The organism is Streptomyces sp. NPDC018000 (genome assembly GCF_044328025.1).
In the GTDB taxonomy this organism is placed as follows: domain Bacteria; phylum Actinomycetota; class Actinomycetes; order Streptomycetales; family Streptomycetaceae; genus Streptomyces.
Map to the genome: position 1 here is coordinate 22383 of NZ_JBIRGM010000031.1, position 21674 is coordinate 44056.

Here is a 21674-nt window from a genome sequence, read left to right on the forward strand (position 1 = left end):
GTCGGTCACGATTAGTCGTACTTGCTGGCCGTGACGGGTCAGGGAGGTGGGGTCGGTTCCCTCAACCACCCTTCCTTACCCCCCGGTTGAAGAAGTCGCTCGAATCCCGGAGCCCGAGTCCCGACGCTCGAATCCGGGCGCTCGCATCCCGACGCCCGAATCCCGAGGCTCACCGCCCGGCTACGTCGACCTCCCGACGTCACTTCCCCGACGTCACGTGCCCGGCGTCACGTGCCCGGCGTCACGTGCCCGGCGGCAGCCACCCCGGATCCCGGCCGGTCACCGCCAGCACCCGTTCGAAGGGCCCGGCCCCGTCCGATACGGGATGCGGCTCACCGAACACTTTCGCCTCCCGTCCCATCGGCGCCATCGCCGCCAGCCCGGGGCCGATCTCACCCAGCACGGACTCGTCCGGGGCGAACTCCTGGCCGGTGGCCCGCGCCAGGTCCCAGGCGTGGACGGTCAGATCGCCCAGCACCATGTTCCCGACGGTCCGGGCCGGGAGCCCCATGGAACCCACGGTCCCCTCGTCGGCACCGGGCACGGCCCAGGCCGCCGCCAGTCTCGCCGTCTCCGCACCGAATCGGGCCCGCCAGTCCCCCGTGACGACGTCCGGCGCCTCCCCGAATTCGACCGGCTCCTTGGCCGCCAGGGCCTGGAAGTTGACGACCACCTGGAAGAGATGGTTGACGAGGGCCCGTACGTCGTACTCCGCGCACGGCGTGGGGTCTCCCAGCCTGTCGTCGGTTATCCCGTCGATCACGGGAACGGCCCGTTCCGCAGCCACTTCGAGCAACTCGCTGACTTTCTTCATGCCTCAACCCTGTGCGCCGGGCCGGTGCACGGCTTGAAGAAACGCGACAGCGCCCGGCAACCGGGCTCCGTGCGCCATAGGATCGCCGCCATGGCAGGTCCTCGACGCGACACCAGGGGCATCATCGACGCCTCCGAACTCTTCGCGCAGGTACGTTTCCGCCGACGCGAGCCCGCCTCCGCACTGCAGCCGTACCTGGAGCACTACTGGCTCATCGACTGGGACCTGAAGCGGCCTTACGCCTCCCACCTGGTGCCACACCCGTCCGTGAACCTGGTCTTCCAGCAATACGAGACCGGGCAGGGCCACGACGCCGGTTTCGCGGAGGTCTCTGGCATCGGTCTGGATCTCTTCACACAGAAGCTCGAGGGCCGGGGACGGGTCTGCGGGGCGCAGTTCCGGCCCGGTGGGTTCCGTCCGTTCGCGCCGGACCGCCCGGTCTCCGCATGGACGGGGCGGCGGCTTCCCGCCGACCAGGTGTTCGCCCCGCCCTCCTCACCGTCGGCCGTGCTGGACCAGGCGGACGAGGACGCCCGGGTGGCCGCGCTCGACGCGTACCTGCTGGCGCTCGCCCCGGAACCGGACCCGCAGGTGGACCGGGCAATGGCCCTGGTCGACCTGGTGCGCACGGACCGCACGGTGCGCCGCGTCGACCAGCTCGCCCGCGTCGAAGGGCTCTCGTCGCGCTCGCTGCAACGGCTCTTCGCCGCGTACGTCGGCGTCGGCCCCAAGTGGGTCATCCTCCGCTACCGCATCCACGAGGCGCTGGAGCGGGCCGAGACGGAGCCGGAGGTGGACTGGGCGGCTCTCGCCGCGGAACTCGGGTACAGCGACCAGGCCCATCTGATCCGGGACTTCACGACGACGGTCGGCGTCCCCCCGACAGCCTTCGCCCAGCGCTGACCGGAGGCTCGGCGCCGGACGGACCGGTCCGTTACCGACCGCCCGAGCCACGGCCACCAAAACGGCCGACTCCCGGACCGTCGAACGGTCCCCAGGCCCCCGGCCGGTCCCAGGCCCTCGGCCGGCGCCGCAGCCCCTGCCCGCAGGTGCCGCAGTTGTGTGCTGACGCGCCCGGGTCAGGTGACGAGCCGCTCCCGCAGCCGGTACAGCGTGGCGAAGTCCAGGCCGAGTCCGTCGGTCAGGAACTTCCCGAACGACCCATAACTCGCGGTGGCTTGATCTCGGAAGGCGGCGAGGTAGGAGGAGCGGACTTCCTGCAAGGGGATCAGGAGGTCGGGGTTCTGCATGTACCCGGCCGCCTTCACCTGGTCCCGCAGCGCCTTGTCGGCGTCGGCACGCAGCTCGTTCGACAGCAGATAGTCGCCCTCGGCCGTGGCTGACGGCACACCGACCGCCCGCAGGATCGTGTCGGCCAGGACGCCCGTGCGGTCCTTGCCCGCCGAGCAGTGGAACAGCACCGGGCCGGCGGAGTTCGCCACCCGCTTCACGGCGGCGCCGAGCGCGGCACGGTTCGCCGAGTTGGTGACGAAGCCGCGATACAGCGCGCGCATCCGCTCCTCCGCCTTGCCGTCGCCCAACTGCGCCTGCTGGTGGGCCGGGTCCTTCGAGAGGACCACGGAGCCGATGAACGCGAACAGAGACGTGTCGTCCACCGGCAGGGCGACGGCCGTGACCCCGGCCGGCAGCTTGTCGGCACCGTCGGCCTGGACCTCGGCCGGTGTACGCAGATCGATCACGGCGGACAGACCCAGCCCGCCCAGCGCGGTCACGCCCTCCGGCGGGAGCTTCGCCAGCGAATCCGACCGGTACACCACGGACCACCGGGTCGTCTCCCCGTCGTACGTCCGATAGCCGCCCACGTCACGGGCGTTGACGGTGCCCGGTATTTCCCGCACCCGACCTGCCGTGAGCGTCGACAGGGATGCGGCGTGTACGGCCGGGGCACGGCCGGCTGCGGCTGCGGCTGCCGCTGCGGCGGGAACGAGCGGGCCGACGAGCGCCACCACGGCGGCGAGCGCGAGCCCACCGCGGACTGTGTTTCTCATCAGGGGGTGTCCTTCCTCCTGCGTGGAGGCGGGACGGTAGCGCGGAGGCCACAAGAACTGAATACCCGACAGCACGGGGCAGCCGGCCAAAAGGGGGATGCGGCCGGTGAACCGTCCCTCGTCAGGATGCCGCACGACGGGCCGCCACCGGGGGCATGGTGTGCAGCATCTCCAGTCGGCGCTGGACGGCGTCGACCGCCCCGGAGCGCCGGCCAGGAACGTGGCGGCGCAACGAGACCAGGGCCGGGCCGAGTTCCCGGGCCCGCTGCGGGTCGCGAAGTTCCTGCCACTGGTGGTGGGCGCGGTCCACGGCTCCTTCTACGGCAGGGTCGTCCGGGGACTGTTGCCGGGCAAGGCGGGCGTCGGCGGCAGCCATCCACAACTCGCAGCTACGCGCCGGATCACCGGCGAGACGAGCGAGGTCGGCCCGGACCTCCAGCCAGTGGATGGCCTGCACGGAGCCCGCGCCGTAGGTACGCAGAGCCCATCCCTCCCACATGGCTATCAGTGACGCGGCCTCGCCGTGCCGCCCCGCGTGGGCGGCGGCGAAAATCGCGGGCAGTGGATCCTCTTCGGCCACCTCGGTGTTCTCCGAAACCGGAGCGGGCGCCGTCGGAACAGGTGCAGGCTCCTGGCGTGACCGGTTCCGTACCTGGACATCCGACGCCGCAGGGGCAGCGGCGGGGACGGCTGTGTCGTCGACGGCCAGGAACAGTGCGTCGTCGGGTCCGGCCTGGGCGGCGGCCTCTTCGTGGAGCTGGGCGAGCGGCGGGTTGACGCCGCTGCGCCAGGTGGCGGCGAAGGCCTTCAGGTAGGCCGGTTCCACGAGCCGGTGGCGGGGCGGCGGCGGGGTGATCCGGCCGTATACGCGGATCCCGTGGCCGAGGACGAGACCCTCGGTACGGAGCTGCTGCCAGGCGTCCGGGGCGGCGACCACATCGGTGACGACGGTGGTGGTGCCCGGGCGGCGCAGTTTGAGTTCGCCGGCCAGCCAGTGCCAGGGCAATCCGGTGTAACGCAAGGTGGTCGGCGTGGTCCGGGCGAGCGCGAGGTGGATCAGGCGCTGCTTGTGGTCGAGATGGAGCTGTCCGGTGATGTAAACGGTGAGTGGACCGGGTGTGGCGGCCGCGGCGCGGATGCGGGTGAGGACGGTCTGCGGGTCGGTCGGGTCGGCGAGCTCGACGATGGTGGCCGCTGCCGTGCCGGTCAGGATGCTGGGCGGGACCGCCGCGAGCGGAGGCAGGACGCTGGTTGCGTCAACAAGACGGGTCTTGCCTACCGGGGCCGCCGCGAGCAGCAGCGCAGTCCCGGATGCCGTGTCCTCCCCGTCGATCATCACAACAGCACCGTAGCGGCTGCCCGGCTCGTGCGTGTAGCCAGCGGCTGATTCCGTCCGATGACAAGTGCCGCGACCGGCAAGGTTTTTCCCCTCGCGACGGGACAAACCTTGCCGGTCGGGTCGGTCCAGGACCCCCCGGCGGCAGGCCCTACGCGCGCCCCAGCCGCTGCGCGACCTCCGTCGCCCAGTACGTCAGGATCATCTGCGCACCGGCCCGCCGGATCCCGGTCAGGCTCTCCATGATCGCCGCGTCCCGGTCGATCCAGCCCTTCTCGGCGGCGGCCTCGATCATCGCGTACTCGCCGCTGATCTGGTACGCGGCAACCGGCACGTCCACCGAGTCGGCGACCTTCGCCAGGATGTCGAGGTACGGTCCGGCCGGCTTGACCATGACCATGTCGGCGCCCTCTTCGAGGTCGAGCGCCAGCTCGCGCAGCGACTCGCGGGCATTCGCCGGGTCCTGCTGGTACGTCTTGCGGTCGCCCTTGAGCGAGGAGCCGACGGCCTCGCGGAACGGCCCGTAGAACGCCGACGAGTACTTCGCCGTGTAGGCGAGGATCGAGACGTCCTCGTGGCCCGTCTGGTCGAGCGCGTCACGGACGACACCGACCTGGCCGTCCATCATGCCGCTGGGGCCGACCACATGGGCGCCCGCGTCGGCCTGGACCTGGGCCATCTCGGCGTACCGCTCCAGCGTCGCGTCGTTGTCGACGCGGCCCTCGGCGGTCAGGACACCGCAGTGGCCGTGGTCGGTGTACTCGTCCAGGCACAGGTCCGACATGACGACGAGATCGTCACCGACCTCCTCCCGTACCGCGCGCAGAGCGACCTGGAGGATGCCGTCCGGGTCCGTGCCCGCCGTGCCCCGGGCGTCCTTCTTCTCGTCCGTGGGGACGCCGAAGAGCATGATCCCCGAGACCCCGGCCGACACCGCCTCGACGGCGGCCTTCCGCAGGGTGTCCAGGGTGTGCTGCTGGACGCCGGGCATGGCCGAGATGGCGACGGGCGTGTCGATGCCCTCGCGCACGAACGCGGGCAGGATCAGATTCGCCGGGTCGAGCCGTGTCTCGGCGACCATGCGCCGCATCGCCGGGGTCGTCCGCAGCCGCCGGGGGCGGGAGCCGGGGAAGTTTCCGTACACAGTCATCCTTCGAGATTAGACCCGTACACATCACCGTCTTACCGACACCCGTACCGGAAAAAGACCGGGAAGCGGACCGGAAACCGGGCCGGAAACCGGACAGGGGCCCGGCCGCCGAAGCAGCCGGACCCCTGTCACCGTCGACCGGGCCGGTCAGGTCGTCGTACGACGCCGCCGCGCCCCCGGACGCCGCTCGCTCGGCCGCGTCACCGGGTCACCGGCCTCCTTCGCCGCCTCCCGGCGCTGCGAACCGAACGCGGCGAGGGCCTCGGCCAGCTTGTGCACCGAAGGCTCCGGCGACAGGACGTCGACGCGCAGGCCGTGCTCCTCGGCGGTCTTCGCCGTCGCAGGGCCGATACACGCGATGACCGTCACGTTGTGCGGCTTGCCCGCGATGCCGACGAGGTTCCGTACGGTCGACGACGAGGTGAAGAGCACCGCGTCGAAGCCGCCGCCCTTGATGGCCTCACGCGTGTCGGCGGGCGGCGGCGAGGCGCGGACCGTCCGGTACGCGGTGACGTCGTCGACCTCCCAGCCCAGCTCGATCAGCCCGGCCACCAGCGTCTCGGTGGCGATGTCGGCGCGCGGCAGGAAGACGCGGTCGATCGGGTCGAAGACCGGGTCGTACGGCGGCCAGTCCTCCAGCAGACCGGCGGCGGACTGCTCACCGGACGGCACCAGGTCCGGCTTCACACCGAAGTCGACGAGCGCGGCGGCGGTCTGCTCGCCGACGGCCGCGACCTTGATCCCGGCAAAGGCACGGGCGTCGAGCCCGTACTCCTCGAACTTCTCCCGGACGGCCTTCACGGCGTTGACGCTGGTGAAGGCGATCCACTCGTAGCGGCCCGTGACCAGGCCCTTGACCGCGCGCTCCATCTGCTGGGGCGTACGAGGCGGCTCGACCGCGATCGTCGGGACCTCGTACGGCACGGCACCGTACGAACGAAGCTGGTCGGAGAGCGACGCCGCCTGCTCCTTCGTGCGCGGGACGAGCACCTTCCAGCCGAAGAGCGGCTTGGACTCGAACCACGCGAGCTGGTCCTGCTGGGCGGCGGAGCTGCGCTCACCGACCACGGCTATGACGGGCTGGTGCCCGTCCGGCGACGGAAGGACCTTCGCCTGCTTCAGGACCTGGGCGATCGTCCCGAGGGTCGCCGTCCAGGTGCGCTGGCGAGTGGTCGTACCGGCCACCGTCACGGCCAGCGGGGTGTCGGGCTTGCGGCCCGCCGAGACCAGCTCACCGGCGGCCGAGGCCACCGAGTCGAGGGTCGTCGAGATGACGGCCGTGGCATCGCTCGCGCCGACCTCGGTCCAGCACCGGTCCGAGGCGGTACGGGCGTCGACGAACCGGACGTCGGCGCCCTGCGCGTCACGCAGCGGCACACCGGCGTACGCGGGCACGCCCACAGCGTTGGCGACACCCGGCACGACCTCGAAGGGGATACCGGCGCTGGCGCAGGCGAGCATCTCGGCGCCGGCGCTCCCGTCCAGCCCCGGGTCGCCGGAAACGGCACGGACGACCCGCCTGCCGCCCCTGGCTGCCTCCATGACAAGATTGACCGCATCCCTGAGCACGGGGACACCGGCGGCTGCAGACTGTGCGTCAACAACCGTCAGCTCAGGCGCGCTTACGCCTGCCCGCGCATGGCAGCGAACGACGCCGAGAACGTCCGGCTCAGCGACAAGGACGTCCGCGCTCGCGAGCGCCTCGACAGCGCGCAGAGTCAGCAGTCCCGGGTCGCCGGGACCGGCGCCGAGGAAGGTGACGTGCCCTTGTGCGGACAGGATCGGAAAGTCGGATGCTGCGGGGCCGGTGGGGCTCAAAGTGCTCGCTCCCCCATAAGACCGGCCGCACCCTTGGCGAGCATCTCGGCCGCGAGTTCGCGACCGAGGGCCGCCGCGTCGTCGTGCGACGTGGGGACGGGACCGGTGGTGGACATCTGTACCAGCGAGGAACCGTCGGTGGAACCGACGACACCGCGCAGGCGCAGTTCGTTGACAGCCTGTCCGTCGACCAGGAGGTCGGCCAGCGCACCCACAGGTGCGGAGCAACCGGCCTCCAGGGCGGCGAGCAGGGCACGCTCGGCGGTCACGGCGGCCCGCGTGTACGGGTCGTCGAGCTCGGCGAGCGCGGCGGCGAGGTCTGCGCTGGTCGCAGCGCATTCGATCGCCAGTGCTCCCTGGCCGGGAGCAGGCAGGACGGTGTCGAGCGACAGGAAGTCTGTCGCCTCACCGGTCCGGCCGAGGCGGCTGAGCCCGGCCGCGGCGAGTACCACCGCGTCGAGCTCCCCGCTTCGTACATATCCGATACGCGTATCGACATTCCCCCGGATCGGCACGGTCTCGATGTCGAGGCCGTGGTTACGGGCGTACGCGTTGAGCTGCGCCATGCGGCGCGGCGAGCCGGTGCCGATGCGGGCACCGGACGGCAGCTGCTCGAAGGTCAGCCCGTCTCGCGCCACCAGTACGTCGCGCGGGTCCTCGCGCACCGGTACGGCGGCCAGCACGAGGCCCTCGGGCTGGGCGGTCGGCAGATCCTTGAGCGAGTGGACGGCGAAGTCCACCTCGCCGCGCAGCAGCGCCTCGCGCAGCGCGGCGACGAACACGCCGGTGCCGCCGATCTGCGCGAGATGCTCCCGGGAGGTGTCGCCGTACGTGGTGATCTCGACGAGCTCGACGGCGCGCCCGGTCACCTCGCTGACCGCGTCGGCGACGAGGCCGGACTGCGCCATGGCGAGCTTGCTGCGCCGGGTCCCCAGCCTCAGCGGCTTGGTGGCGCCCAGGGGTGAGTTGTCGGTCATGACCGCCCTCGATTCGGGTCGTTCAGGTCTGCCCGGGAGACGGCGGCGACCGTCTGCGGGTCGAGGTCGAAGAGTTCCCGCAGCGCATCGGCGTACCCGGCGCCGCCGGGCTCGCTGGCGAGCTGCTTGACCCGCACGGTGGGCGCGTGCAGGAGCTTGTCGACGACGCGGCGCACGGTCTGCGTGATCTCGGCGCGCTGCTTCTCGTCCAGGTCGGGGAGGCGTCCGTCGAGCCGCGCGATCTCACCGGTCACCACATCGGCGGCCATGGTGCGCAGGGCGACGACGGTCGGGGTGATGTGGGCGGCGCGCTGGGCCGCGCCGAAGGCGGCGACCTCGTCGGCGACGATGGCGCGTACCTGGTCCACGTCGGCGGCCATCGGGGCGTCCGCGGACGCTTCGGCGAGCGACTCGATGTCGACGAGGCGCACACCGTCGAGGCGGGCGGTGGCTCCGTCGATGTCGCGCGGCATGGCGAGGTCGAGCAGGGCGAGGCGGACGGGGCCGGTGCCATGGGCGGGCACGGTGGTCCGGCGGGCGGCCTGGCGCACCGTACCGGCGGTGCCGTTCTCCACCCAGGCGGCGTGCCGGTCGGCGTCGGCGGGCGGCGCGGGGACGGTCGCGGCGGGCGCCTCGTGCCCTGGGTCGAAGGCCAGGCCGAGCGCTCCGGCGACGGCCTCGGCGGTCAGCACGAGACCCGTCGCGCCGGTGCACGAGACGACGACGTCGGCACGTGTCAGTTCGTCGGGGACCGCGGCCATCTCCACGGCGTGAGCGGCCACTCCGGTACCACCGGGCTGGCCCAGGATCTCGACGAGCCGGTCGGCGCGGGCCCGGGTCCGGTTGGCGACGACGATCTCGGCGACACCGGTACGGGCCAGGGTGGCGGCGGCCAGCGAGGACATCGAGCCGGCGCCGATCACCAGGGCGCGCTTGCCCCTGGCCCAGTCGGCGACATCCGCACCGGCCGCGAGCTGTTCGAGGCCGAAGGTGACGAGCGACTGCCCGGCCCGGTCGATCCCGGTCTCGCTGTGGGCGCGCTTGCCGACCCGCAGGGCCTGCTGGAACAGGTCGTTCAGCAGCCGGCCGGCGGTGTGGAGCTCCTGCCCCAGCGCCAGCGCGTCCTTGATCTGGCCGAGGATCTGACCCTCGCCGACGACCATCGAGTCCAGCCCGCAGGCCACCGAGAAGAGGTGGTGGACGGCCCGGTCCTCGTAGTGCACATAGAGATACGGAGTGAGCTCGTCCAGCCCGACGCCGCTGTGCTGGGCGAGGAGCGTGGACAGCTCGGCGACGCCCGCGTGGAACTTGTCCACGTCGGCGTACAGCTCGATGCGGTTGCAGGTGGCCAGCACGGCGGCCTCGGCCGCGGGCTCCGCGGCGAGGGCGTCGTGGAGCAGCCTGGCCTGCGTCTCGGCAGCCAGCGAGGCCCGCTCCAGTACGGAGACGGGGGCGCTGCGATGGCTCAGCCCAACGACAAGAAGACTCATGTCGGCATCACGGCGGGCATGTCCCCGTCAGGTCCTTTCCGGCCCCCGGTGGCGGTACTCACGGGCGATGCGGTCGGGTCCGGGATGCTCTCGGTGACGTCCTCGCCGGCCTTGCGCTGCTCGTGGAAGGCGAGGATCTGAAGCTCGATGGAGAGGTCGACCTTGCGGACGTCGACGCCGTCGGGCACGGAGAGCACCGTCGGCGCGAAGTTCAGGATGGAGGTGACGCCCGCGGCGACGAGCCGGTCGCAGACCTGCTGAGCGGCACCGGCCGGGGTTGAGATGACACCGATCGACACGCCGTTGTCGCCGACGATCTGCTCCAGTTCGTCGGCGTGCTGCACGGGAATCCCGGCGACGGGCGTTCCGGCCATCGCCGGGTCGGCGTCGATCAGTGCGGCAACCCGGAAACCACGGGAGGCGAAGCCGCCGTAGTTGGCGAGCGCGGCGCCGAGGTTACCGATACCGACGATCACGACCGGCCAGTCCTGAGTGAGCCCGAGTTCGCGGGAGATCTGGTAGACGAGATACTCGACGTCGTACCCGACACCACGCGTCCCGTAGGACCCCAGGTAGCTGAAGTCCTTGCGCAACTTGGCAGAGTTGACCCCCGCCGCCGCTGCGAGCTCCTCGGACGAGACCGTGGGGACCGAGCGCTCGGAGAGCGCGGTCAGTGCGCGCAGATACAGCGGAAGCCGGGCGACGGTGGCCTCGGGAATTCCTCGGCTACGAGTCGCCGGTCGGTGATTTCGGCCAGTTGCCACGGTGCTCCTGCGGGATGAGCGGGGCTGCAGGCGGCCGCATGTCCCAAGGCCGCCCCGTCGAATGCAGGCTATGTCTTTGTGAACGTGTGCACAAAGATAGTGTCCGTTTTGTCCGGTCAAAGTGACCGGGGTCACGCACATTCGTCGCGCGATCCCGGAACCAGGGATCGCATCAGCCCGTTGCAGGCCCGAAGGGGGCAAAGCGGTTCACACTCCTCATAACCACTCCCCCGAGACCACTCAAAACGCCCACGATGGTAACCGCGTTTTCCTCACGAACGCAGTGCGTTGCGCAGCCTCACCGGGTCCACCCGCCAGAATGTGTGCTGTTCGTTATCAATCAGGACAACCGGGATCTGCTCCCAGTACTCCCGATGCAGCTCCTCGTCCTGGGTAATGTCCTTCTCCTCCCAGGACGCACCGGTCTCCGCACAGACCTCCCGCACCACCGCCCTCGCGTCGTCACAGAGGTGACATCCGGGCTTCCCGACCAGGGTCACCACCCGGTCCGCGGGCTTCTTCTTCGTTCGTCGCAGCAGTGCACTCATGGATTCATTCTGCGCCGGGAAGGACCGCCGCTCCGAGCCGGCCGGGGACCTCCTCCCCCCTGATCCGATACGCCCCGGATCGCCCGTTCGGCAAATCGGCAACCGAGAGTTCACGGCACGGCATCGCGGCAGGTCGGGAAGGGACGGACCGACTGGCTATGCTCACGACATGGCGGCTCTTGGATGGCTCACACCCCGTAGGCGCCCCGCGACAGCACGGAGCGTGCTGGCAGGCGAGGCAGCAGCTGAGGCAGCGCGGAAGTCCTCTCTCCCCGACGATCAGTCCTCCGCCACCGACCAGGACACCTCTGTCCCCGGCGCGACCGAGGCACCCTTCCCCGTCGTCGGCGACGAACGGGCCGCCGCCTTCTTCGACCTGGACAACACCGTGATGCAGGGCGCGGCGATCTTCCACTTCGGCCGGGGCCTGTACAAGCGGAAGTTCTTCCAGCGCCGCGAGCTGACCAGGTTCGCCTGGCAGCAGGCCTGGTTCAGACTGGCCGGCGTCGAGGACCCGGAACACATGCAGGACGCCCGCGACAGCGCCCTGTCCATCGTCAAGGGCCACCGCGTCTCCGAGCTGATGTCCATCGGCGAGGAGATCTACGACGAGTACATGGCCGACCGCATCTGGCCCGGCACCCGCGCCCTCGCCCAGGCCCACCTCGACGCCGGACAACGGGTCTGGCTGGTCACCGCCGCCCCGGTGGAGACCGCCACGATCATCGCCCGCCGCCTCGGCCTGACCGGCGCACTCGGAACGGTCGCCGAATCCGTCGACGGCGTCTACACCGGCCGCCTGGTCGGCGAGCCGCTGCACGGCCCCGCGAAGGCCGAGGCGGTCCGCGCCCTGGCGGCCGCCGAGGGCCTGGACCTCGATCGCTGTGCGGCGTACAGCGATTCGCACAACGACATCCCGATGCTGTCCCTGGTCGGACACCCGTACGCGATCAACCCGGACGCCAAGCTCCGCAAGCACGCCCGCGCGCTCGACTGGCGGCTGCGGGACTACCGGACAGGCCGCAAGGCGGCCAAGGTCGGCATCCCGGCCGCGGCCGGTGTCGGCGCCCTCGCGGGCGGCACCGCGGCTGCCGTCGCCCTGCACCGCCGCCGCCGCTGACGCACACCCGTTCGCGCCCCGCCCGATCCCGCCGGGCGGCGCCGGGCCATGCCCGAACGCCTGCCACCGATCGGAGCCCCTTGCCCACCGGCCGCTCCCGCCAGTCGGCTTGCTCGCACCCGACCACAACCCGTCGCGCCCATAGGCAGATCGCGAAGTAGTCCGATCAATAACCGGTCACGATGTGCCACTTGATGCGTCGATTAGTTGCTACAGAAACGACGTAATCGGTGATTTTAGCAACTGGGCGTAGCAATCCCTGTACGAAGCGTTATTCTCCTCAGACGCATTCCGGAGCCCACCACTCACTACGACGAGTGACGGTTTCGCACTGCACGTGATGGAAGCTCTGCCTCTGGGAGTCCCGTGTACCCACACGTCGGGGTTGACGCCTCGGGCCTGGCTACGCTGCGCGCATCGGTCGCCAACCGCTTGCGCGGCTTCGTCCCCACCGCGTACGCCGTACCCGCATTTGCCGCCCCTGCACCTGTCGGCCCTTGCTACGCCATGGCCGAACGCGGTGCGGCGGTCGGAAGACGCAGCAACCGCGGCGCAACTACTACGTCCACCGTTCGCCGGCCCGCCGCCGACAGCGACAGCGCGCGCATGATGGAACTCGTCGAGCGCGCACAGGCCGGCGAGGCCGACGCATTCGGCCGCCTCTACGACCAGTACAGCGACACCGTCTACCGCTACATCTACTACCGCGTGGGCGGCAAGGCGACGGCGGAGGACCTCACCAGTGAGACCTTCCTGCGCGCCCTGCGCCGCATCTCCACGTTCACCTGGCAGGGCCGGGACTTCGGTGCCTGGCTGGTCACGATCGCCCGCAACCTGGTCGCCGACCACTTCAAGTCCAGCCGCTTCCGGCTGGAGGTGACCACCGGCGAAATGCTCGACGCCAACGAGGTCGAGCGCAGCCCGGAGGACTCCGTCCTGGAGTCCCTCTCCAACGCCGCACTGCTGCAGGCCGTGCGGCGGCTCAACCCCCAGCAGCAGGAGTGCGTGACCCTGCGTTTCCTGCAAGGCCTCTCGGTCGCCGAGACCGCCCGGGTCATGGGCAAGAACGAGGGCGCGATCAAGACTCTCCAGTACCGCGCCGTCCGCACCCTGGCCCGGCTCCTTCCGGACGATGCCCGCTGACCCCACCCCGGCCGAATCACTCCCGACGATATGTTCATCGCGCACTGGTCCGATCATCTTTCGTGCGTAACCCAAGTGCCGCGCCCCTCGTTGTGCCGGTTGCAGGCCCCCTGTCGTCGCCCCATGTCCGCCGACACTCACTCTTTCGTGTGGAAGCGCTCAAGGTGTGCAACCTTCCGAACCCCCAGGGGAGTCGACCGTCATGACGAGAGGAGGTGCCGCCAGTGATCGCAAACGTTTCGGCACACCGGCGGGCGAACGCCTTCGCCCAGGCCCTGGAGGAGCAGTCGCTCCACGGTGCGGCGGCCGTACAGCCCGAGGGACCGGCCGAACCGGCCGCCCACGGACCGCTGTTGGCCCTGGCGAACGGCCTCGGTGAACTACCGCGACCGGAGTTGGATCCCGAAGTCAAAGTGGTGCAGCGAGCCCAGCTCGTCGCCGCTATGGAGGCCATGTTTGCCGAGGGCGGTGCGTCCGCGGGCCCTACGGTGCCCGACCAGCGGACCAAGGGGACCCACCGAGCCTCTCCGCTCCGGAAATTGCGACCGCGCTCACGCTGGACGAAGGGCCTCGCGGCCGGCGGACTCACCGTCGGTGTGGCGGCGGGAGCCTTCGGCGGAGTGGCCGCTGCCAGTTCCGACGCCCTGCCGGGTGATTCGCTGTACGGGCTCAAGCGCGGCATGGAGGACATCCACCTCGGCATGGCCAGTGGCGATGCCGACCGCGGCGAGGTCTACCTCGACCAGGCATCGACCCGGCTCAGCGAAGCCCGCCGGCTGATGGAGCGCGCCCGCTCCGGCGATCTGGACCACGAACAGCTCGGCGAGGTCAGGCGCACGCTCAACGGCATGACGCACGACGCCACCGAGGGCCACCGCCTGCTCCGCTCCGCCTACCAGCGGGACGGCGCCATCGGCCCGATCCAGACCCTGGAGTCCTTCTCCCGCTCGCACCGCAACAGCTGGAGCAACCTGCGCGACCGGCTGCCCGTACAGCTGAGCGATGTCGGCGACCAGGTCAGCTCGGTCTTCGACGCCATAGACGAAGAGGTCGAACCGCTGCAGTCGCTGCTGCCCCGCACCCCGGACAGGAACAGCGGTTCGCAGCAGTCGGAAGAAACGGAGCAGGGCACAGGACCGTCCCGTACGGACCAGTCCTCGCCCTCGTCACCGGAAGCCTCACAAGGCGGTACGGGCGGCAGCACCTCGCCCCACCCGTCCGACTCCGGCAACACCCCGTCCGACGGCCTGATCACCGGCGGCACGGACAGCCTTCCCGGCACCCCGCCCCCGGGCGCCACGCCATCCACCAACGGCCGCGTCAGCCCCCCGCCCGCCCCGGACGTAACCCTGCCCCCGCTCCTCCCCGGCCTGCTCCCCGGCCTGGGAATCAACGGCGAGAACACGCCCTAGCTCGATCGCCGGACGGGCAGTCAAGGCCCGTCCGGCGATCAAGGACGAAGCGCCCACCGGGCGCCCCCGGTACGCCTCGCGCGCACCCCTCAGAAGAACACCGACCTCCGCTGCACCAACAACTTGTACAGCGTGTGCTGAATCTGCTCCCGCACCTGATCCGTCAGATTGAACATCAGCATCGGATCCTCCGCCGCCTCCACCGGATACCCGCTCGTGGAAATCGGCTCCCCGAACTGAATCGTCCACTTCGTCGGCAACGGCACCGCCCCGAGCGGCCCCAGCCAGGGAAACGTCGGCGTGATCGGGAAGTACGGAAACCCCAGCAGCCGCGCCAGCGTCTTCGAGTTGCCGATCATCGGGTAGATCTCCTCCGCCCCCACGATCGAGCACGGAACGATCGGCACCCCGGCCCTCAGCGCCGTGGACACAAAGCCGCCCCGCCCGAAGCGCTGCAGCTTGTACCGCTCACCGAACGGCTTGCCGATGCCCTTGAAGCCCTCCGGCATCACCCCGACGACCTCGCCTTGCCGCAGCAGCCGCTCCGCGTCCTCCGTACAGGCCAGCGTGTGCCCGGCCTTGCGGGCAAGCTCGTTGACCACCGGCAGCACGAAGACGAGGTCGGCGGCGAGCAGCCGCAGATGCCGCCCCGCCGGATGGTTGTCGTGCACGGCGACCTGGAGCATCAGCCCGTCGAGCGGCACCGTCCCCGAATGGTTGGACACTATGAGCGCCCCGCCGTCGGACGGGATGTTCTCGATGCCCTTCACCTCGACCCGGAAGTACTTCTCGTACATCGGCCGCAGCATCGACATCAGGACCTGATCGGTCAGCTCCTTGTCGTACCCGAACTCGTCGACGTCGTACTCACCGGTGACGCGCCGCCGCAGGAACGCGAGCCCGCCGGCGATGCGCCGGTCCCAGCCACCGCGCTCGGCCCCCTCCGGGGGCTGCCCGGCCTGCTCGGGCTCCACCTGCGGCAGCGAGACGTCCTGCTGCCCCGGAAGAGCACTGACAGCCGCGGTCCCGACCGCAGAGGCCGCCGAGGGCCCTGGGCCCCGGCTGCCGCCCCCTGCGGACCGGCGTCGCGCAGAGCGCGGTGAGCCGCCCGACCGCGAACGGTCGTCGTCGAACGGAATGACCTTGGCATCCGCCATCGTCGATGCGCTCCTCTACCTGGCGCTGGGGGACGGGTGTGTGTCGCCCGCCCCGGTGGTCCCCGGAACTTCGCCGGCCGCCCCGGCGAACAGCATGGAGGCCAGCCGGTCGACCGCTCTGCCCACCGCCTCCGGCGGCAGCAGTCCCGGCTCCTGGCTGCGCGCGAACTCCGCGAACGTCTCCGCGGTACTGAACCGCGGGTGGAAACCCAGGGTCTCGCGCATCTGGACGGTGGAGACGACCCGGCCGTGGGTGAGCAGCCGGATCTGTTCCGGCGAGAAGTCCGTCATGCCGACCGTACGCAGCGCCTGGCCCACCCAGGTGACAGCGGGCAGCAGCAGCGGCATCGTCGGCCGCCCCAGCCGCCGCGAGCACTGCGAGAGCAACAGCACGCCGTCCCCGGCGATGTTGAAGGTGCCGCTGTTCAGCGTCCCGCGTCCCGGCTCACGCGAGGCGATTCCCAGTACGTCGACGACATCGTCCTCGTGCACGAACTGGAGCCTCGGGTCGTATCCGAACACCGTCGGCAGTACGGGCAGCGCCAGATAGTCGGCGAGCGGCGAATCCGCCTCCGGCCCCAGGATGTTCGCGAACCTGAGCACACACACGGCGACGTCCGGCCGACGGCGTGCGAAGCCCCGTACGTACCCCTCGACCTCCACCACGTCCTTGGCGAAACCCCCGCTCGGCAGGGACTTGGGCGGGGTGGTCTCGGTGAAGACCGCAGGATCCCGGGGAGCGGAGCCGTACACATTCGTACTGGACTTGATCACCAGCCGCCGTACGCTCGGCGACTTCTGGCACGCACCGAGCAGCTGCATCGTGCCGATGACATTGGTCTCCTTGACCACCGTCCGGCCACCCGTGCCGACCGCCTTGGCGGAGACGTCCAGATGGACGACCGTGTCGACGGAGTGCTCGGCGAGAACTCTGGCGATCGCGGGCTGGCGGATGTCCGCGCGGACGAAGTCGGCGTCGCCCAACCGATGTCCGGGCGCGGCCGCGTCGACGGCGATCACCCGGTCCACTTCCGGATCCCGCTGGATGCGCCGCACGAAGCGGCCGCCCAGCTGCCGGGCCGCTCCCGTGACCAGCACGACCTTCCCCAAGATCAGCGCCTTCCGTCGAAAGGTTTCCCCTGGCCGTCACCGTAGCGGGTGGATGTTGCCCTGCGATGACCGCACGGCGGCCTTCCATCAAGTCTTTGGCCCGAATGCGCGTACGTTCCGCCGACAACGCACCGCAGCCCTCCCGCCATGTCGGCGGAAGGGCTGCGGATTCACGAACTGCGTTCGCCTACTTCTTGTTGCGACGCTGAACGCGCGTGCGCTTGAGGAGCTTGCGGTGCTTCTTCTTGGCCATCCGCTTGCGCCGCTTCTTGATAACAGAGCCCACGACTACCCTCGCTCACTTCTTCTTCACTGGTGCGGGGCGTCTGGGCCCACACGACCTACGTCGGCCTAGCCTACCCGCCACCGCGTGAGGGGCGTAATCCGAGGTGAACCTCAGGCGGACTCCACCCCCACAAACGACTCGCGGAGATACTCGTGAACCGCTTGCTCCGGAACCCGGAAGGACCTCCCCACCCGGATCGCCGGCAGATGACCACTGTGCACCAAGCGGTACACGGTCATCTTCGACACCCTCATGACCGAGGCGACTTCCGCCACGGTCAGAAACTTGACCTCGTTGAGAGGCCTCTCGCTGCCAGCAGCCATGACCCACCTGTACCTTCCACACGAGACGTGCACCGGCTTCCCCTCCGGTGACTCTTCGTCGTTGTGCGCTCACTCCCCAGGTTAGGGGCGCGTGATGCGAGTGGGGAAGAGGAGAGACGATCGGCCGCCTACTGTGACAGACACGCCCGATTGAGTACATAGCGAGTGAGCGGCCGGTAGTAGGCGGACCGCACCGCGTCGTCGAGCGGAACGGCGACCGACACCCGCCCCTCGGCCTCCCCGACGAACAGCGCCGGATCGTCCGTATCCCCGACACCGATCGCCTCAATGCCCAGCTGACCTGCCCCGCAGACCCATCCGTGGTCCCCGACGACCAGCTCCGGCAGCCGTCCGCAGCTCTCCGCGACCGCCTCCAGAGCGACCCGGACCGGCAACGGCGAATGGGTGTGTGCGCCGGTGTCACCACCGGGAGCGCGCACGCCGGATTCGCGCACCATCGCAACACCTCGTACGTAGTCGAGGCGGTACGTGCGTACGCCGAACCGGGTCGTTATGTCGATACATCGCCCCTGCGCCGGAGTGAGTACGGGACACCCGGCCGCCGACATGGCGTCTGCCAACTCTGCGTAGAAACCGAGCAGCCGGTGGGGATGACCGGTCCCGAACAACACCGGCGTCCGCCGAACCGCGGCATACGACAGCCGCCCGGCAAAGGCATCCAGACGTGCCAGGGTCAGCTCCGGATCGATCACATCAGGGCCCGAGACATGAGCAGGATCGTCCGAGACCCCGCACTTGTCGGCCATGAGACGAAGAAGATCGGCCTCTTTCCAGCCCCGTTCGGGGTCGAGGCCGAGCATCACCCGCGGGTCGCGGGCCGCGAAGAGCCGATAGCTCCGCAGACTGACTTCCCTCGATGTGGCCACGGGCCCGGCCAGCCGGGCCGCCAGCAGATGCGCACGCAGCGCTCCGGTGCTCAACACCCCACCGATGCTCCCCCAATCACCCGGACGGGGGGCCAGAAACCCGGTTACGCCCCACCGTTGGCGCAACCATTCCCCGCCACCGCGCAAAATCGGCCACACCGCGACCGCACCGCCCGCCTCAGGTCAGCAGCCCCCGCAACGGAAACGCCGCCCGCCTGGTCGCCAGCACCGCCTGATCCAGCCGGTCCGCGGGGTCGTACCCCTCCTCCCACAACTTCCAGGAAGGAGTACGCCCGTCCGTCATCCGGGCCGGCCCCAGTTGCCGCGTCCGGGCATAGACCTCGTCCCGCCACGAGGACGGAATCACCGACTCCGGGTCCACCGGCGCATGCGCGGCAATCCCCACCAGATGCGCCCAGGACCGCGGCACCACATCGACCACCGCGTAGCCGCCTCCGCCCAGCGCCACCCAGCGCCCGCCGTCCACGTACTCATGGACGAGATCGTGACAAGCCGCCATCACCGCCCGCTGCGCGTCCAGCGACACCGCGAAATGAGCGAGAGGATCCTCGAAATGCGTATCGGCCCCGTGCTGACTCACCAGCACCTGCGGCCGGAAGTCCGCCAGCAGTTCCGGCACCACCGCATGGAACGCCCGCAGCCACCCCGCGTCCCCCGTACCGGCCGGCAGCGCCACATTCACGGCACTGCCTTCGCCCGCCCCGGAACCGGTCTCCTCCGGCCATCCGGTCTGCGGAAAAAGCGTGCGCGGGTGCTCGTGCAGCGACACGGTCAGAACCCGCGGATCCTCCCAGAAGGCCGCCTGCACCCCGTCCCCATGGTGCACATCCACATCGATGTACGCGACCCGCTCCGCACCCAGCTCCAGCAGCCGCGCGATGGCGAGCGCCGGATCGTTGTAGATGCAGAACCCCGCCGCACCGCCCGGCATGGCATGGTGCAGCCCGCCCGCGAAGTTCACGGCATGCGCGGTGTCGCCGCGCCACACCGCCTCGGCCGCCGCCACCGACTGCCCGGCGATCAGCGCCGACACCTCGTGCATCCCCACGAACGCGGGATCGTCCACCGTCCCGAGACCGTAGTTCTGATCGGCGTGCTTCGGATCCGCAGAGGCGGCGCGCACGGCGGCCACGTAGTCCTGACGGTGCACCAGCCGCAACGTGGACTCCCCGGCGGGCTTGGCCGCCACCACGTCCACCGCACCGTCCAGCCCGAACGCCCGCACCAGCCCCATCGTCAGGGCGAGTCTGACGGGGTCCATCGGATGGGCTTCCCCGAAGTCGTATCCCGTTACTGCGTCATCCCACATCAACTGTGTGCGGCCGCTCATGCCCGTCACCGTATCGGGCAGCAGGCTCCGCGCCGAACGACTTGGCATACACAAGCGTCGCAAGCACCAACACCATCGGCACGAGCATCGCCCCCCGATAGCTCCAGGCGTCCCCGAGCGCCCCCACCAGCGGCGACCCCACCAGGAATCCCACATAGTTGAAGACATTCAGCCGCGCGACGGCCGTATCACTCGCCCCGGGAAATATTCGCCCGGCAGCGGCAAACGTCTGCGGCACGATCACACACAGCCCGAGCCCCAGCAGAGTGAACCCGAGCATCCCCACCCACGCCCCACCGGCCACCGCCATCACACAGAACCCGGCAGCAGCCAGCACACTCCCGAACCGCACCACGGCCACGGCCCCGAACCGCCGCACCCCGAAGTCCCCGACAGCCCGCCCCAGCAGCGTCGTCACCATGTAGACGTTGTACGGAACGGTCGACAGCTGCTCCGAGCTCCCCAGCACGTCCTGCAGATACTTGGCACTCCAGTTGGAGACCGTCGAGTCCCCGATGTACGCGAAGCTCATCACCAGACAGAGCGGCATCAGCAACTTGAAGGAGACCGAGGCGGCCCCCTTCCCCTGCGCCTCCCCCGGCCCCTGCTTCACCGACACGCCGGCCACGTACCACCGGCTCCCGATGAACGCTACGGGCAGCAGCACGACAACCGCCGGCAGGTACGAGACCAGCAGCGACAGATCCCAGTGGGCCCCGGCCCACGCCATGGACGCCCCGGCGATCCCGCCCAGGCTGTACACGGCATGGAACCCGAGCATGATGGAACGCCCGTACGCCCGCTGAAGGCTGACCCCCATCATGTTCATGGAGGCATCCAGCGCCCCGACGGCAAGCCCGAACACACCGAGTGCCAGTGCCGCCTCCCACAACGCGCTCCCGGCCCCGGCACCGAGCAGCGCGAGCAGCACGACAGGCTGCGCCCACCTCAGTACCGCCCCGGGCCGTACCCGCGCGACCACCTTCTCGGTGACCACGCTGCCCGTCCCGGCCAGGATCGGTACAGCGGCCAGGAACACCGGCAACAGCCCGTCGGATATCCCGTACCGGTCCTGGATGGCGGGAATCCGCGTCACGAGAAGGGCAAAGGTGACTCCCTGTACGAAGAAGCTCAACGCGAGGGAGGCCCTGCCGTGCCGCAACCGAGCATCTGTCATGGCCGTGAGCGTAGGGCCAGTCTCTACCCGTGGGTAGATGGATCAGGCGAGCAGTTCCCGCAGTTGACTCATGTCGGAGAAGTGCCCGATCACCCCGGCGAGCCGGTCCGCCGGCATCATCGACGTAAACCCGTACACATCCATCCCCGCGGCCCTGGCCGCCTCCACTCCGAGCGGACTGTCCTCGATGACGACGCACCGCTCAGGAGGTACGCCCATCCGCTCGGCGGCACGCAGGAACAGATCGGGCGCCGGCTTTCCCTGCCCCACATCCTCCGCGCTGAAGATCCACTCCTCCTCGAACCACTGGTCGAGGCCGGTCTTGCGATGCCCGACTCTGATCCGCTCATGGCTGCTGGAGGACGCGACGCAGTAGGCGACCCCGTCGGCGACAAGCTTCCCCAGCACGTCGTCGACACCCGCCACCGGCTCCAGCTCCTGCTGGAACGCAGCGAAGATCCGCGAGTGGAGCGTCTCGTCGAAGTCCGCGGGTAGCTTCTCCCCGGTCCTCTCCTCGACGAGATCGTGCACCCGGTCCACGGCAGACCCCATGTAGTCGCGAAGACACTCCTGGTACGAGGTGGGGTGACCGAGCTCCGTGAGGTACTCGGCCAGGATGGTGTTGGAGATCGGCTCGCTGTCCACGAGCACACCGTCGTTGTCGAAGATGACCAGTTCGTAGCGCATGGTTCGAGCCTAGACGCTCAGAACGCAGAAAAGCCCCGTGCCACAAGGGCACGGGGCTTTCCCGAAAAGGAGTTCGGCGGCGTCCTACTCTCCCACAGGGTCCCCCCTGCAGTAC

Annotated in this window: 21 protein-coding genes; 4 read left to right on the forward strand and 17 right to left on the reverse strand. The window is 69.9% G+C overall.

Annotated features, from left to right (window positions below; all coding sequences use genetic code 11):
• Positions 1-241: 241 nt before the first annotated feature.
• Complete coding sequence (locus ACH4EW_RS30365; protein WP_398262419.1) at positions 242-814, reverse strand: TIGR03086 family metal-binding protein; 573 nt, start codon at positions 812-814, stop codon at positions 242-244.
• A 90-nt stretch (positions 815-904) separates the two neighbouring features.
• Here ACH4EW_RS30365 and ACH4EW_RS30370 point away from each other — a divergent pair, with 90 nt between their 5' ends.
• Complete coding sequence (locus ACH4EW_RS30370) at positions 905-1717, forward strand: DUF6597 domain-containing transcriptional factor (RefSeq protein WP_398262421.1); 813 nt, start codon at positions 905-907, stop codon at positions 1715-1717.
• A gap of 176 nt (positions 1718-1893) precedes the next feature.
• Here the strand turns inward: ACH4EW_RS30370 and ACH4EW_RS30375 are convergent, their stop codons facing one another.
• The 8 genes from ACH4EW_RS30375 to ACH4EW_RS30410 form a co-directional block, all read right to left on the reverse strand.
• On the reverse strand, positions 1894-2823 hold the full coding sequence (locus ACH4EW_RS30375; protein WP_398262423.1) for a tyrosine-protein phosphatase: 930 nt from the start codon (positions 2821-2823) through the stop codon (positions 1894-1896).
• A 121-nt stretch (positions 2824-2944) separates the two neighbouring features.
• Positions 2945-4159 (reverse strand): hypothetical protein, encoded by a 1215-nt coding sequence (locus tag ACH4EW_RS30380; protein WP_398262461.1) that lies wholly within the window; start codon positions 4157-4159, stop codon positions 2945-2947.
• A gap of 151 nt (positions 4160-4310) precedes the next feature.
• Positions 4311-5309: a porphobilinogen synthase gene (gene hemB, locus ACH4EW_RS30385; protein ID WP_398262425.1), complete on the reverse strand. Its 999-nt coding sequence runs from the start codon at positions 5307-5309 to the stop codon at positions 4311-4313.
• Between the two features lie 147 nt (positions 5310-5456).
• Positions 5457-7127 (reverse strand): uroporphyrinogen-III synthase, encoded by a 1671-nt coding sequence (locus tag ACH4EW_RS30390; RefSeq protein WP_398262427.1) that lies wholly within the window; start codon positions 7125-7127, stop codon positions 5457-5459.
• Complete coding sequence (gene hemC, locus ACH4EW_RS30395) at positions 7124-8104, reverse strand: hydroxymethylbilane synthase (RefSeq protein WP_398262429.1); 981 nt, start codon at positions 8102-8104, stop codon at positions 7124-7126. Before hemC ends, ACH4EW_RS30390 begins: the two co-directional genes overlap by 4 nt.
• A complete protein-coding gene (locus ACH4EW_RS30400; RefSeq protein ID WP_398262431.1) occupies positions 8101-9594 on the reverse strand; it encodes a glutamyl-tRNA reductase in 1494 nt (497 codons plus the stop codon). The genes hemC and ACH4EW_RS30400 overlap by 4 nt, the downstream gene beginning before the upstream one ends.
• Entirely contained in the window at positions 9591-10358 is a 768-nt protein-coding gene (locus ACH4EW_RS30405; RefSeq protein ID WP_398262433.1) for a redox-sensing transcriptional repressor Rex, read from the reverse strand. The genes ACH4EW_RS30400 and ACH4EW_RS30405 overlap by 4 nt, the downstream gene beginning before the upstream one ends.
• A gap of 272 nt (positions 10359-10630) precedes the next feature.
• A complete protein-coding gene (locus ACH4EW_RS30410) occupies positions 10631-10906 on the reverse strand; it encodes a glutaredoxin family protein (RefSeq protein ID WP_398262435.1) in 276 nt (91 codons plus the stop codon).
• Between the two features lie 169 nt (positions 10907-11075).
• Between ACH4EW_RS30410 and ACH4EW_RS30415 the strand changes: the two genes are divergently transcribed.
• The 3 genes from ACH4EW_RS30415 to ACH4EW_RS30425 all read left to right on the forward strand — a co-directional run bounded on the left by ACH4EW_RS30415 (position 11076) and on the right by ACH4EW_RS30425 (position 14581).
• Positions 11076-12026 carry an HAD family hydrolase gene (locus tag ACH4EW_RS30415; RefSeq protein ID WP_398262437.1) on the forward strand — a complete coding sequence of 317 codons (951 nt, stop codon included), beginning with the start codon at positions 11076-11078 and terminating at the stop codon, positions 12024-12026.
• A 366-nt stretch (positions 12027-12392) separates the two neighbouring features.
• Complete coding sequence (locus ACH4EW_RS30420) at positions 12393-13169, forward strand: ECF subfamily RNA polymerase sigma factor, BldN family (RefSeq protein ID WP_398262439.1); 777 nt, start codon at positions 12393-12395, stop codon at positions 13167-13169.
• 224 nt (positions 13170-13393) lie between these two features.
• A complete protein-coding gene (locus ACH4EW_RS30425; protein ID WP_398262441.1) occupies positions 13394-14581 on the forward strand; it encodes a DUF5667 domain-containing protein in 1188 nt (395 codons plus the stop codon).
• 89 nt (positions 14582-14670) lie between these two features.
• On the opposite strand, the gene ACH4EW_RS30430 is transcribed toward ACH4EW_RS30425, so the two are convergent.
• The 8 genes from ACH4EW_RS30430 to ACH4EW_RS30465 all read right to left on the reverse strand — a co-directional run bounded on the left by ACH4EW_RS30430 (position 14671) and on the right by ACH4EW_RS30465 (position 21559).
• The gene (locus ACH4EW_RS30430; protein WP_398262443.1) at positions 14671-15738 is read right to left on the reverse strand and encodes a lysophospholipid acyltransferase family protein; all 1068 of its coding nucleotides are present in this window, start codon (positions 15736-15738) and stop codon (positions 14671-14673) included.
• Positions 15739-15753: 15 nt separating this feature from the next.
• On the reverse strand, positions 15754-16848 hold the full coding sequence (locus ACH4EW_RS30435) for an NAD-dependent epimerase/dehydratase family protein (protein WP_398262445.1): 1095 nt from the start codon (positions 16846-16848) through the stop codon (positions 15754-15756).
• A 187-nt stretch (positions 16849-17035) separates the two neighbouring features.
• Positions 17036-17134, reverse strand: a complete 99-nt coding sequence (locus ACH4EW_RS30440; RefSeq protein ID WP_003948845.1) for a 30S ribosomal protein bS22 — start codon at positions 17132-17134, stop codon at positions 17036-17038.
• Positions 17135-17244: 110 nt separating this feature from the next.
• Positions 17245-17457, reverse strand: a complete 213-nt coding sequence (locus ACH4EW_RS30445; RefSeq protein WP_014046653.1) for a helix-turn-helix domain-containing protein — start codon at positions 17455-17457, stop codon at positions 17245-17247.
• A 128-nt stretch (positions 17458-17585) separates the two neighbouring features.
• Positions 17586-18401 (reverse strand): phosphatase, encoded by an 816-nt coding sequence (locus ACH4EW_RS30450; protein ID WP_398262447.1) that lies wholly within the window; start codon positions 18399-18401, stop codon positions 17586-17588.
• Between the two features lie 121 nt (positions 18402-18522).
• Positions 18523-19695, reverse strand: coding sequence for an acetoin utilization protein AcuC (locus ACH4EW_RS30455; protein ID WP_398262449.1), 1173 nt, complete (start codon positions 19693-19695; stop codon positions 18523-18525).
• On the reverse strand, positions 19664-20872 hold the full coding sequence (locus ACH4EW_RS30460; RefSeq protein ID WP_398262451.1) for an MFS transporter: 1209 nt from the start codon (positions 20870-20872) through the stop codon (positions 19664-19666). The genes ACH4EW_RS30455 and ACH4EW_RS30460 overlap by 32 nt, the downstream gene beginning before the upstream one ends.
• A gap of 42 nt (positions 20873-20914) precedes the next feature.
• Complete coding sequence (locus ACH4EW_RS30465) at positions 20915-21559, reverse strand: HAD family hydrolase (protein WP_398262453.1); 645 nt, start codon at positions 21557-21559, stop codon at positions 20915-20917.
• Positions 21560-21674 lie beyond the last annotated feature (115 nt).

What these genes read in the sequence shown, in the direction of transcription:
- ACH4EW_RS30365 (WP_398262419.1), bottom strand. Translation starts at nt 814, where the DNA reads ATGAAGAAAGTCAGCGAGTTGCTCGAAGTGGCTGCGGAACGGGCCGTT.
- ACH4EW_RS30370 (WP_398262421.1), top strand. Translation starts at nt 905, where the DNA reads ATGGCAGGTCCTCGACGCGACACCAGGGGCATCATCGACGCCTCCGAA.
- ACH4EW_RS30375 (WP_398262423.1), bottom strand. Translation starts at nt 2,823, where the DNA reads ATGAGAAACACAGTCCGCGGTGGGCTCGCGCTCGCCGCCGTGGTGGCG.
- ACH4EW_RS30380 (WP_398262461.1), bottom strand. Translation starts at nt 4,159, where the DNA reads ATGATCGACGGGGAGGACACGGCATCCGGGACTGCGCTGCTGCTCGCG.
- hemB (WP_398262425.1), bottom strand. Translation starts at nt 5,309, where the DNA reads ATGACTGTGTACGGAAACTTCCCCGGCTCCCGCCCCCGGCGGCTGCGG.
- hemC (WP_398262429.1), bottom strand. Translation starts at nt 8,104, where the DNA reads ATGACCGACAACTCACCCCTGGGCGCCACCAAGCCGCTGAGGCTGGGG.
- ACH4EW_RS30400 (WP_398262431.1), bottom strand. Translation starts at nt 9,594, where the DNA reads ATGAGTCTTCTTGTCGTTGGGCTGAGCCATCGCAGCGCCCCCGTCTCC.
- ACH4EW_RS30410 (WP_398262435.1), bottom strand. Translation starts at nt 10,906, where the DNA reads ATGAGTGCACTGCTGCGACGAACGAAGAAGAAGCCCGCGGACCGGGTG.
- ACH4EW_RS30415 (WP_398262437.1), top strand. Translation starts at nt 11,076, where the DNA reads ATGGCGGCTCTTGGATGGCTCACACCCCGTAGGCGCCCCGCGACAGCA.
- ACH4EW_RS30430 (WP_398262443.1), bottom strand. Translation starts at nt 15,738, where the DNA reads ATGGCGGATGCCAAGGTCATTCCGTTCGACGACGACCGTTCGCGGTCG.
- ACH4EW_RS30445 (WP_014046653.1), bottom strand. Translation starts at nt 17,457, where the DNA reads ATGGCTGCTGGCAGCGAGAGGCCTCTCAACGAGGTCAAGTTTCTGACC.
- ACH4EW_RS30455 (WP_398262449.1), bottom strand. Translation starts at nt 19,695, where the DNA reads ATGAGCGGCCGCACACAGTTGATGTGGGATGACGCAGTAACGGGATAC.
- ACH4EW_RS30460 (WP_398262451.1), bottom strand. Translation starts at nt 20,872, where the DNA reads ATGACAGATGCTCGGTTGCGGCACGGCAGGGCCTCCCTCGCGTTGAGC.
- ACH4EW_RS30465 (WP_398262453.1), bottom strand. Translation starts at nt 21,559, where the DNA reads ATGCGCTACGAACTGGTCATCTTCGACAACGACGGTGTGCTCGTGGAC.